Here is an 11,950-nt window from a genome sequence, read left to right as displayed (position 1 = left end):
CCAGGGCCCTCTTCAGCATCTCGCCGCTCGTCCTCGTATCCATGCCGACGACGACCGTTCCCCCGCCGAGGTAAGTCCCCAGGGCCCTGCCGACGCCTGAGGCTAGCTCCGGGGTTAGCTTTTCGTTGACGACCTCTCGAATCCCGCTGGTTCCAAAGTACTTCCCCATGGGCACCACCTGGCTAAAGGCGTATATACTGGGAGCGAATATAATCCTTTGGGTGATATCGTGGAGGAGGCGTACGTTAAGGGGGCGATACTCTTTTCCGTTCTGACCTTTGGAGTGCTGACCTTCGCCGGCCTCTACTTCGACGTGGCGATAACCTTAATCGCGCTTCCCTTCCTGGTGTTCCTCGTGGTTCTCTTCATGGGCTGGAGCAACAACCGCTCCCTCGACAAGGGGGAGATGAGGAGGGCGATAGCGGCCATCTTCGTTGCCGCTTTTATGGTGCTGGTGATTGGAAACAAATACCTCAACGTCCCACCGGAGCTGAGGGACTACCTGCTCGGCGTGCTATCCACGGTCATTGGCTTCTACTTCGGCTACCGTGGAAGGGAGAGCGAGGAGGAGAGGCTCAACATGCTGGCGCAGAGAATCCAGGTAGAAGGAGAGGGAAAAAGCGACAGTACAAGAGAGAAGGGGGTAAAAGGCTAACCCCCAAATACGGCCACCTCGTTTCCATCGGGGTCGAGGACGTGGAGAACGACGCTACCGTTCAGGGCAGTTTCAAGGCCCGATACCAGCTCCGTGTACGTGTCCCTGACGGAGTTAACTTCTTCCTCGCTCGTGAAGGAGCTCATTGCCCTCACGTGGTACGTGGAGCCGCTCTTCTCGAGGATTACGTCCCACGGTCCGCTTCCTGCGAAGTCAAGCAGGTAGTTCAGGGCTTTCTGGGCGTCTTCTTCGCTCGCCCCCGTGTACCAGACGTTTATGCCGTTTGAGGAAACGTAGCGGTACTTGCTCCCCACCTGGTAGAGGACGTTCTTTTCGTCATCGAGAACCTGAAGGAGCACGTGTTCACCGTTGAAAACGTCCTGCGACATCTTTGACGCCAAAAAGACGAGGTAGAACTTTAGGGAAGCCTCAAGCTCGTCGGCGCTCCCGTAGGTGCTGGTCAATCCAACGACGTAGCCGTTCTCCTTCTTCACGTAAACGTCCATCTCATCGGGGTTCAGCTCGGCGTTGATGAAGTTAATAAGGGCTTTGGCCTGGCTCATGGACACGTCGCCGGAGTAGTGGACGGTGATGCCGTTTACGGTGAGGGTCTTCTCCGTGGTAATACCCTCGTCCGTGCAGCCGCTCGCGAGCATCACAACCACGAGCAGCAGGGCCGAAATCGCGTAAACCTTCCGCATTTTCTCACCTCACTTCTTTTCCAGCCGGTATATGCCCACCGTTGCGGTGTAGCTCTCGCCCGGGTTCGGCGGGGAGTAGTCCACCCTCACCACGAAGGGCTTCGCCGAGCCGTAAATCAGGTTCGTGCTGTCCTCGTAGGTCGCGATGACCGCGTTAGTACCGGGTTCGAGTATCCTGATGGCCTTAACGACTCCCGTTCCCCCGGCCTCTATCCTGTACGTGCCGGCTTCAAGGGTGTGTGAGAGGTAGAAAACATCCCCGCTAACCGTATCGCTCTTCACTTCCACGGGAACCTTGTCGTAGAATGCATCGTAGTAGTACTGCATGCCGAAGAGGGCTATAACCCCGAGCAGAATCAAGAGGAAAACTCCAGCAAACAGCTTTTTAATGAGTCCCATCCTTCTCACCCCCGTTACCTTTAAAATCCGAATAGCTCCCCTCCCTTGACCTTAACGCCGAGGTCGGAGAGCTTCTTCTTTATCTCCCGCTGGTTCATGTTCCCGGAGAACTTGCTCTTCTCCTTCCACTTTATCTCCATCTCATCCTTCTTGCCCTCGTCTATGTTACCGCCCTTGAGCTTGACTTCCTTTATCTCGCGGAGAGGGATCGAGAAGTTCTCCCGGGCCTCATTGGCTATATCTTCCGGGGACATGTCGTAGTAGCGCTCGTGCATCGTCCAGCCGGATGAGATCCTCTTGAAGAAGCCCTCTTCTCTCGCCTTCTGGATCATCTCCTTCTTCACGTGGGCCACTATTATCCTCTGGTCTGTCACAACCAGGTTTACAAGGGCGCTCTTGAGGAAACCCTTGCGGTACTCCAGGTTGGGTATAACGTAAACCACTTTTTCCATATCAAACACTTCCCACTTTTCTCTTCAATATCATCAAACAAGCCTCCTAATGAGCATTAAAGCCAGCTTTGCAAACAAAACAAGGAGAGCTAACGCTACCAAAAGCAGGAAAAGGCCCAGAAGCGGGCCGAGGACGTGTAATCCGGTTAAGGGCTCCGTCTCAGCCCCCTCCAAGGTTTGCGTACCTTATCGTTATTCTGTGGGAGCAGTCGCCGGTCTTCTCGTGGGAGACGAGCTCAAAGGCTGTAAGCGTTCCATCGGCGTTCCTGTTAACATAGACGTGGCCCATCTCTATCTCCCCGCTGACCTCCCCCACCGGATAGCCAGAGGCCGGCACCACCCTCGGGTCCAGGGTATCGAGGCTCCCCTCGCCGAGGTCTATCCAGTGGCCGAGTAAAGCCGGATACTCAACGCACCAGGGCTCGGCCATGAGGTCATAACCCTCCCCCGTCAGCTGGCTCAGTTGGTCTGAATTCCAGAGTTCACCTGTGGAGAACTTCATTACCATTGTTCCTTCAGTATCGAGGGTAGCGCTCTTGATCTCGCCCATTTCTCCTATGGGCGCTGCGGAGGTCGTCGTGGTTAGGAAGGACTCGTAGCAGGCCCTGGCCTTCTGATATTTCGCGTAGGCTTCTTGAATCTCCTCATCGCTCGCTCCTGATGCCTGAAGGGAGGTAACGTTGTTGTAGGCCTGGACGAAGAGCCTGTACGCTTCCTCCTTACTTGGAGCACACGTGGCCCCAGGCTCAACGCTGCCCCCGGCATTCTCGGCGCTTATGTGGACTATGTTGGGGAGTTCGTCGGCGGTTATCTCTCCGGAGTGGAGCCTTAATATGTCGTCGCTTGAGGTGGAAAGCGTCAGGCTCCCGTTGTCGGCGAGGTATGTTATCGAAACCTCCTCAACCCACGGGGCATCCTCGAGGATGAGGAAACTCATTGCGAAGTAGTCCTTCCAGAAGCCCTCCCCGTCGGCGAGGTACTCGAGGGTGACGCTGGCGGTCTCGTTGGTGACCGTGACGTTGTGGACGAGGACGTCGAAGAGCCACAGGTCAGACTCCACTTTGAATTCCGGCCTTCTTATATCCTCGAATTCGGGGTTATCAAAGTTGCCGTTGTTTATGGTCAACCCCAAAACCGGCTCGCCGAGGTAGTAAGCCTCCACCCTGACCTCCTTTGCAGGGTTGGCTTCGTAGGCCTTCTTTGCCACCTCGTAGGCCATGCCCATAAGGGCCTCGTTCACGGCAGGGGCCTCAAACTGGACAAGCGTTCTCTCACCCGAAAGGGATACGTAAGCGTCGGAGGCACCCATCTCAATCACGGTCCCTCTGAGACCCTGGGCAACTTCTCCAGTACTGAAACCTCCTGAACCCGAGCCTTCTCCTGGAGGGTAGGGGTTGTTGTCGGGGCTGAGGTTGTCCGGGATTTTGATGTAGCCGTTGAGATACAGGTAACCTCCGAGGAGCAGGAGTATCATGAGGAGCGCCTTCCCCTTCATATCTTACCCTCCTCGTGGAGTTTTTTAAGGTAGAATTTCAGCCTCTCCCTCTGACTCTGGTACTTCCCCTTGGACTGGGCGTTCATCGCCTGAACCTGGCGGGAAAAGCTCGTCTCTTCCTCAACGTCCCTTATCGTCAGGTCAACAATATCCTCGTATTTCATGCCGGCTTTCTTGTACTTCATTGCAGTCTTTGCAGTTTTTTCGAACTCCCATTTGTAGTTGTTTGCCAGGGTATGCTTGAACCCCTTCTCAAGCGCGCCGAAGGTGAACTCGAAGGGCTTGGTCAGCGGAGTCGATGGGACGAGGTTTTTGTAGGGCGACGATGCGAGCTGTCTATCTTCAATTCCGCTCATCTCATTGTAGCTTTCAGCCCCTTCCTTGCTCACGTGGAGGTCCTCCATGGTTCTCTGAGTTGCCTCATCCCCCTGGAAGAGCTGAGAATCTTTGTAGGCCTTGACGTAGTCCTTGCAGAGACCGACCGGGGATGGCATGAATTTTTCAACCAGCTTGTCAAGGGCACCTGAGGCCGAGTCAATAACCTTGTCAAGCATCTTACCGCCGTAATATTTGAGCTTAAACCAGAGGGAAGAGCCCTTTTTTGCTTCAACTTTCTCGTCCTTCTGGATAACCTTAACGTCCTTCCCGTAGGGAGTTTTTACTTCAACGGTTTCAAGACCCTCTCCAGAACCTATGCCCTTGAGCTTGTCGAGGGTTACCTCCATCCGGGCTTTAGCCCCTTCGCTGAGCATTCCTTCCACCCTTATCCCGCTGAAGGGGTTCTTGAACTTCGATGGGTCTCCAGCTTCCTGCTTCCCCTCTATTGGAGCTCTGGTTGATGTTGGTGTGCCTGTGGTGGAAGAAAAACTGGAGCTGGTGGAAGGAACTACAGAGCTCGTAGAAGCGGATTTCTCCCGGAGGTAGACGGTTATGGTTTTTTCGACTTCATTCCCGGTAGAATCTCTGGCGTAAGCTCTTATTTTCCCCTCCCCCTCGGCGATCTCGTCCGGCTGGAGGGTTACGACTCTGGAGCCCGTTCCACCATTTGGGCCAAGCTTCGGCTCAAGTTCCCCGCCCACCATTATGGTTTTCGGTGTTCCGCTCTCATAGTGTGCCCCCGCATATGTCAAATCGTTATCGTTGACCGCCACTTTAATGGTAAATGTCAAAGGCTTTCCGGGTTCGAAATATAAAGTCTCACCGTCTTTTGGTGAAAGGATCTGAACTTGAGGGGAAGATCCACTATTTTTTTCAGAGCTTATTATGGAAGGGACCTTAGAAGAGATTATTGAGAGCACGTCTTTTCCTAGGGAGGGTACCGGGTTCGTATTATTGAAATACCCCTCCACCCACACGTCAACCCTCGCAGCCTTCACAGCTTTTGCACCGTAGTATTTCGAAGAGTGTGGAAACTCCATTCCGGCAGGATTTTCCGTTTTTGTGCACTCCAACAGTTTGTAGTCGTCGCTCAGATAGCACTGATACCCATCGCTGGTAAGGGAATCATAATCTCCCTTTGAGATGGATACCTCGGCATCCTCATCTGCATCCGTAATTATAGTCATCTCAACCCTTATGGAAATTTCCTGGTGCTCTGGAGAGTTGAAATAAGCTGAGTAGAACCAGGAATGGATTTCGGTCGGCACTCCTGCCGATGAATAATCCACGAAGTAACCGTTAAACTGTACTCCGACAAGATTCAGTCCCGTTAACTCTTCTGTAGTTAGGATACCCTCTTCCAAGTTAACGCCTAACGAAAAAGGCGCTTGAAGGATAAGCAGCCCCACAAAGAGGACAAGCCAGACTTTTTCAGTCATCTTTTCACCACCAGAGCAAACCCATCTCGCGGAAAAAGAAAAGCGGGACAGGTTTCTTTATTCTACAAATTACACACTCATGGATAATAAACCTTTCGCAAAAAGAAATTCGATTAAGGTCAACTTCAAAGGGAAGTTTGTCGAAGTTTATTCGCCAGCTCAACCAGCTTCCTTGCCCTCTCCGGGGAAACCTCGTTTCCAACTTTCCCATCGCGCTTTATCCACGTGCCGACTATGAAGGCATCGGCGTGCTTCCACAGCTCCGGGAGGTTGTTGTAGGAAGTGCCCGAACCCACCACCACTGGCACCGGCGAGATTCTCTTAGCTAGGGCGAGCTTTTCCACATCGACGGGCTTTCCCGTGGCTTTGCCGCTGATTACAACAGCGTCGGCGAGACCCCTCTCAACCGTGTCCCTTATGGCATCCTCGAAGTCGAAGAAGTGAACCGCGTGTTTGACGTGCACGTCCGCAAGGACCCGAATTTTTGAAGGAAGGAGCTTCCTCAGCCTTGCCAGCTCGTGGGCGATGCCCTCTATAACCCCCTGGTCGGTGTAGGCCACGCCGCTCAGCACGTTCACCCTTATGAAGTCGGCCTTTACGGCATAGGCTATGGAATAAGCGGCTATTCCGTCATTGCGGAGAACGTTTATTCCGAGGGGAAAGCTCACCTCATCGCGGATTGCCTTAGCGACGGCGGTAAATGCTGCAACTGTGGTTTTGTCCACGTACTTCGGGAAGGGAACATCGCCAAAGTTCTCGACCATTACCGCGTCGAAACCAGCTTTTTCCAGCGTCTTTGCATCCCTTAAGGCGGCCTCGATAACATCATCAAGGCTCCCGCCGTAGAGGTATGAACCGGGGAGGGGTTTCAGATGAACCATGCCTATGAGGGGCTTCCTTTCGAACTCCATACCACCACCAATCCAAGGAGGACCCGCCGGTAGTTAAGGGTTTTGGATAGAAATGTTCAAAGTAGTACATTGATGCAAAGCCTTATATAACCCGCGGTTGAAGTAAGGAACATCATGGTGAGGCGGAAATACATCGCCTTTCTCACGCTAACACTGCTCTCCCTCCTCCTTGTCTCCATCGTGCTTGGACCAGCCCTCATCGAGGCCCCACCCGGAACCAAGAGCATCGAGGAGATACTCTCTCCGAAGCTTCCGCCCGGGAACGAGACCAACGAAACCGGGCCGCCGGCTGAGGTTCCGGCTTCGCCCCACTTCGTTCTCCTCGTAACGGGAGCGGCCCACACCCACTACCTCAGGCTTAACGTGTACACCGACTACACCGACGGAAGGTGGACGACGGGAAACGCCACGAGGGTTCCGAGCGGCGTCATCGCCCCCCCGGAAATAAAAGTCCCCCATCACGCCGAAAGGGACAGAATAACCGTTGTCTCGTTCCTTCCCCTCAGCGGGAACCTCTTCACTCCCCTCTACACGACCCGCGTTGACGGTGCCGGGGCGGAGGTGGTTCCGGAGTACAACCTCTTCAGAACACCCCTGAACGTGACCGCGTACTCCCTCTCAGCGGTGGGCTACACCTTTGACATGCCCTACCTGGCCAACCTCACGGCAGGAAACCAGACGGAGTATCTCTCGGCCCCCAACGACACCCGGCTGGCGGCCCTGGCGGAGAGCATAACGACGGGGGCACGCTCGGACTACTGGAAAGCGCTCAGCATAGTCAGATACCTGGCCAGCAACTACAGGCACGTGGAAAACGTGACTCCCCCCGAAGGGGCAGACAGGCTGACGTGGTTCCTGTTTGAATCAAAGGCAGGCAGCTCCTACGACTTCGCCTCCGCCTTCGTGCTTCTGGCCAGACTGAACGGCCTTCCCTCGAGGCTCGTCGAGGGAGTTTACATCGATGCAGTCCCCCAGACCCAGGTCGTGACCGAAAAGAACAGGCACTTCTGGGCGGAGGTTTACTTCAAGGATGCGGGCTGGCTGGTCTTCGACCCCCTGCACCCCACGGATCAGAACGTGTATATGCCCTTCGAACTGGAGGCACCCGAGGTTCTGATGCCCCTGGAGCCCGGTTCCTCCGGAACGGTTACGATAAAGTTCGAGCGGGTCGCAAGCGGCGGGAACGCGAGCGTTGCCGTGGACGTTCCAACCCTCGGGAGGATAGCGCTCATCAGGGAGTCGGGGATATACAACCTGACGGTGGGCCCCTTTGAGGAGCCAGGCTACTATCCCGTCATGGTCAGGGCAACGGATAGGGAAGGAAACTCACTGACCCGGATCATCCCGGTGACTGTCCCTGGAAACGTGAGCGCCCTGCCCGACCCGGTCACGGCGTACCTGCGCAAGAACGATGCGCTTACGGTGGAGCTCACCGTGCCAGGCACCGGGGAGGTGGGCCTCAAAACGGAATCCCCGCTGGTGGATTCCTGGTTCTCCATCGAAACCCTGCAGAACGAGACCAAGGTGTACGTCAGGCTAATTCCACCCGACGACTACCCAAACGGCTGGCACATCGAGAACCTCACGGTCATGCGGGGCGCGGATGAATACAACCTCCACCTCCCGGTTTTCGTCATGGAGCGAACCGAAATAAAAGCAGAGGTACCGAGAGCGGTGACCGCTGGAGACTCGTTCGTTATAAACGGAACCGTGGAGGGCAGTGTCACGGGTGAACGACCGCGCCGGGGAAGAGTGGCGGCGTTCATAAACGACAGGGAAAGGGACGTCCTAATAGGCTACGCAAACGCATCCAACGGGACCTTCACGCTCCCCGTTAAAATCCCGGTGTACCTCTCCCCCGGAACTAAGCAGGTCTTCATATACTACCTCACTCCCATTGGATACCCCTACCTCCCCTCCGGGGCCACATTCACGGTCGAAGTCAGGGGGCTGGCCAGATTCTCGATGCCCGGGCTGATCCTGGCCAGACCCGGCAACGTCACGGTCATCGGCAGCCTCCTCAGCGGGGCTGGGAGACCGATAGCCAATGTCAGCATCGAATACTACCTCGATGGAAGGCCCCTCGGAGAGACCACCGCCCTCGCGGACGGCAGGTTCTCCCTGGTTCTCCAGCTCCCCACGATTGAGAGGCACGTGCTGACCGTGAGGTACCCCGGAAGTCCCGTTTACTCCCCATCCGCCATGAACGTCACGGTGGCGACCGTTGAGCTGGAGGTTCCAGAGAGGATAACCGGAGAAATCGGGGAGCCCATCAGAATCAGCGGAAAGGTCGTTGGGATTGAAGGTGCGGCCCTTCAGGCCTACGTGTTTCCGGGGAAGACCTATCCGATAGACGTGACCAACGGAAGCTTTGAGCTGACGATCGAACCCTTCCAGACGGTCGGGGAAAGGTCCGTGGAATTCCGCCACGGCACCAGAACACTGGGGAGAACAACGGTGGCGGTTCTTTCACCGGTGGAAATAGAGCTCCTGACGCCGAGGGCGGAGGGCGAAAAAACCGCGGCGCTGAGGTTCAGGGTCGTTGATTCCGCCAACAATCCGGTAAGCGGGGTTTACCTCAACGTCAGCGTGGACGGCTTCGCGATGCGGGTAATGACCAACGGTTCTGGAATAGCCACCCTCGAAGTTCCTGTGCAGGAGGATGAAACCAACGCAACGGTGGTCGTTGCCTTCGACGGCTCATCCTACTACCTGCCCGCGAGCGGGAGGTTCCACGTCGTGATAGCCAGAAAACGGGGAATCCCCTGGACCTACATTGCCATAGCTCTGGTTATCGGTGCACTGATAGTCAGATACCGTCTCGTGAGAAGAAAACCGGAGAAAATGGAGGCAGAGAAGGTTCTGAAGATTATCTTCAACAACGGCATTCCAGTATTCAGGGAGGGGGAAACGGTGGAGCTGAGCATCGAGTGCGAGGGAAAGGCGGAGCTTTACGTTGATGGAAAGCCGGCAGGAAAGGGCAGGGACTTTACCCTGACCCTGGAAGTTGGGGAACACACCATAGAGGCCCGCTGCGGGGAGCTCATCGAACGTGCGACCGTGAGGATAGTGCCCCGCTACGACGACGCAGTGGTCGATTACTACGAGAGGTGCTTCCTGCCATGGGCTAGAGGGACTGGCCTGGACGTCGAAGGGATGACCCCCAGGGAGATAGCTGCGGCGCTGACGGACATGATGTACCCATGGGAGCCCCTAGACACCCTAACGGAGGTCTTCGAGAGTGCCAAGTACAGCACGGTCGAGGTGTCGCGGGGGGAGTTCATCAAATTTTACCGCTCGCTCCTCGAGCTGGTTGGAGGTGGTTGCATTGTTTAAGCTCAACTGGGGACGGATAGGCATTTACTTCGGGGCGGTTGCCCTCATCTACGCCCTTTCGCCCTGGGCGGAGCCCCTCAGCGCCATCAAGGAGCCATCGGCAATTTTAGCGCTGTTTATGGCCGCACGGGAGGTGGCGAAGGGGCTGGGGAGGGAGCTCCTCGCTGGGTTTCTCGTGCCGCTCGGCCTCTCGGCCGCGGCCCTTCTCCTCCCCATCCCGGAGTGGCGCCTCCCGCTGGCCCTGATTTCATTCGGCGCTGGGGTCGCACTAACCGCGCCGAATCTGGAGGAGCGGGCCAGGGTCGTTAGGGGGATTGGTGTCTTCCTGGCCCTCTACGGCCTGTCCAGAACGCCCCCGCTGATGGCCTACGGAAGCGTCTTCAGCTACGCCGGGGCCGCATTCCTGCTCGGCTACGCCGCCTCAGAACTCGTCGAGAGGTACCCCTGGGTGGAGGTCATCGAGAGGAACCTGCTTGGAATAGGTGCCCTCGGCGGCGTTTTGGGCCTTTACGTTTCCGTTAGAGGGGAACTCAGCGAGAGCCACCCAGAGCTGGTCTTCTACGGGGAGTGGCTGGTGCTCGTCCTGGGCGTCGTTCTGGCCGGATCGATGGTGTACTCCCACGTGGCGGGGCACGACCCGGAGCGCTACCTCCTCGAGCAGTGGCGGAGGCACGAGGCAAAAACGCTGGAGAGGCTGGGCCCAGAGATGATGGAAGCCAGAAGGGCCGTTGAGGATTTCGTCGTGCGCGGCAGGAGGGGACCGCTGGTGGCGTTCGTAACCTATTACGGTGCGAGGCTCTTCGGGGACAGGGAGGAGTTCGGAGCGCTCATCTCGAAGGTGGCGGACTACGAGGGAAAACCGATCTCCCCCCTCATGCCGCTCTGGATAAGGCGGCGCTATGAGAGGGCCGAGCTTGAGAGGAGAAAGAAGATCGTGGAGGAAGTTTTTGAAGGATTGATGGACCTGATGGGGTGGAAGCCATGACTGAGATTGAGGAAGCCTCCAAGAAGCTTGAAGAGATTGTGGAGAGAATTTCAACTGTCTACATCGGCAACGAGGAAGTCATAAGGAAGACCCTGGCGGCGGCTCTCGTCAACGGGAACGTCCTCTTTGAGGACTACCCTGGCTTGGGGAAGACACTCCTGGCCAAAGCCTTTGGGAGGGTCCTGGGCCTGAAATACACCCGCGTTCAGTTCACCCCGGACCTGCTCCCCGCGGACATACTGGGAACGAAGGTATGGCGCCAGAACCTTGGAACGTTCGAGCTCATAAAGGGGCCGATCTTCACCCACGTCCTTCTGGCGGACGAGATCAACCGCGCTCCCCCCAAGACCCAGTCCGCTCTACTCGAGGCAATGGAGGAACGGCAGGTGACCATAGAGGGTGAGACCTTCCCCCTGGAGCGGCCGTTCTTCGTCATCGCAACACAGAACCCGATAGAGTTCGAGGGAACCTACCCCCTCCCCGAGGCCCAGCTCGACAGGTTCCTCCTCAGGTTGCGCGTGGGCTATCCTAAGAGCCTGGAAGATGAGATGGCAATCCTCGAAGCGCGTTTGAGCTGGAGAAAGGACGACCCAACGGCGGACATGGAACCGATGATCGACAGAGAGACGTTCGTAAGAATCCAGGACCTCGTGGAGGAGAGAATTTTCACCAGCAGGGACATTGTGAGGTACATCTCGGAGCTCGTGAGGAACGCCCGGGCGGATTCCAGGGTGGAGGCCGGCCCGAGTCCCAGGGGCGGAATCGCACTGATGAAGGTGGCAAAGGCAAACGCCCTTCTGGAGGGCAGGGACTACGTTCTCCCCGACGACGTCAAGGCCTTCGCCATCGACGCCCTGGCCCACAGGGTCGTCATCAGGGCGGAGTACTCCTTCGAGGGCATCAAGGGCGAGGACGTTATAATGGAAGCCATAGAAAAGACCCCCGTTCCCAAAGGGGCGGAAGGAAGATGAGGAAGAACCTGACGGGCTACCTCCTATGGGCACTCCTCCTGGGGACGCTTTTTCTCTCCCCCGGGATGATAGGCCTGGCCACGGTGCCCCTCTCCATCCTGGCCCTCGGGACGCTGATCGAACCGCCGAAGGGCATAACCGTGGTGAGGAGAATATCCCGGAGGGAGGTGCGGATCGGTGAGGAGGTCGAGGTCAGGGTGCGCGTCACGGTCGAACGCGGTATGGGTA

10 protein-coding genes and 2 pseudogenes are annotated in these 11,950 nt (G+C 56.6%); 5 read left to right on the top strand and 7 right to left on the bottom strand.

The annotated features are described in order from the left end of the window. Positions 1 to 169: pseudogene (gene glmM / locus APY94_RS12975) on the bottom strand (phosphoglucosamine mutase); the annotation flags it as partial. A gap of 60 nt (positions 170 to 229) precedes the next feature. On the opposite strand from glmM, the gene APY94_RS09390 reads away from it, so the two are divergent. Further along, entirely contained in the window at positions 230 to 655 is a 426-nt protein-coding gene (locus tag APY94_RS09390) for a hypothetical protein (protein WP_058939386.1), read from the top strand. Here APY94_RS09390 and APY94_RS09385 read toward each other — a convergent pair. The 6 genes from APY94_RS09385 to APY94_RS09360 all read right to left on the bottom strand — a co-directional run bounded on the left by APY94_RS09385 (position 652) and on the right by APY94_RS09360 (position 6,430). Then, a complete protein-coding gene (locus APY94_RS09385; RefSeq protein ID WP_058939385.1) occupies positions 652 to 1,356 on the bottom strand; it encodes a hypothetical protein in 705 nt (234 codons plus the stop codon). The two genes, APY94_RS09390 and APY94_RS09385, sit on opposite strands and share 4 nt — an antisense overlap. Positions 1,357 to 1,365: 9 nt before the next feature. Then, positions 1,366 to 1,755 (bottom strand): hypothetical protein, encoded by a 390-nt coding sequence (locus APY94_RS09380; protein WP_058939384.1) that lies wholly within the window; start codon positions 1,753 to 1,755, stop codon positions 1,366 to 1,368. A gap of 20 nt (positions 1,756 to 1,775) precedes the next feature. After that, on the bottom strand, positions 1,776 to 2,207 hold the full coding sequence (locus APY94_RS09375; RefSeq protein ID WP_058939383.1) for a hypothetical protein: 432 nt from the start codon (positions 2,205 to 2,207) through the stop codon (positions 1,776 to 1,778). Positions 2,208 to 2,367: 160 nt separating this feature from the next. After that, the gene (locus APY94_RS13460; protein ID WP_058939382.1) at positions 2,368 to 3,702 is read right to left on the bottom strand and encodes a hypothetical protein; all 1,335 of its coding nucleotides are present in this window, start codon (positions 3,700 to 3,702) and stop codon (positions 2,368 to 2,370) included. Next, complete coding sequence (locus APY94_RS13245; RefSeq protein WP_157065518.1) at positions 3,699 to 5,519, bottom strand: hypothetical protein; 1,821 nt, start codon at positions 5,517 to 5,519, stop codon at positions 3,699 to 3,701. Before APY94_RS13245 ends, APY94_RS13460 begins: the two co-directional genes overlap by 4 nt. Before the next feature lie 125 nt (positions 5,520 to 5,644). Continuing rightward, positions 5,645 to 6,430 (bottom strand): BtpA/SgcQ family protein, encoded by a 786-nt coding sequence (locus tag APY94_RS09360; RefSeq protein WP_058939380.1) that lies wholly within the window; start codon positions 6,428 to 6,430, stop codon positions 5,645 to 5,647. Between the two features lie 114 nt (positions 6,431 to 6,544). Between APY94_RS09360 and APY94_RS09355 the strand changes: the two genes are divergently transcribed. The 4 genes and pseudogenes from APY94_RS09355 to APY94_RS09340 all read left to right on the top strand — a co-directional run. Next, a complete protein-coding gene (locus APY94_RS09355; RefSeq protein ID WP_058939379.1) occupies positions 6,545 to 9,766 on the top strand; it encodes a transglutaminase domain-containing protein in 3,222 nt (1,073 codons plus the stop codon). Further along, positions 9,759 to 10,751 (top strand): hypothetical protein, encoded by a 993-nt coding sequence (locus APY94_RS09350; RefSeq protein WP_058939378.1) that lies wholly within the window; start codon positions 9,759 to 9,761, stop codon positions 10,749 to 10,751. The genes APY94_RS09355 and APY94_RS09350 overlap by 8 nt, the downstream gene beginning before the upstream one ends. Then, the gene (locus tag APY94_RS09345) at positions 10,748 to 11,722 is read left to right on the top strand and encodes an AAA family ATPase (RefSeq protein WP_058939377.1); all 975 of its coding nucleotides are present in this window, start codon (positions 10,748 to 10,750) and stop codon (positions 11,720 to 11,722) included. The genes APY94_RS09350 and APY94_RS09345 overlap by 4 nt, the downstream gene beginning before the upstream one ends. Next, positions 11,719 to 11,950 (top strand): annotated as a pseudogene (locus tag APY94_RS09340) (DUF58 domain-containing protein); the annotation flags it as partial. The gene APY94_RS09345 and the pseudogene APY94_RS09340, both read left to right, overlap by 4 nt.

This window comes from Thermococcus celericrescens (genome assembly GCF_001484195.1).
GTDB lineage: Archaea > Methanobacteriota_B > Thermococci > Thermococcales > Thermococcaceae > Thermococcus > Thermococcus celericrescens.
This window is presented reverse-complemented; position numbering and strand designations above follow the sequence as displayed.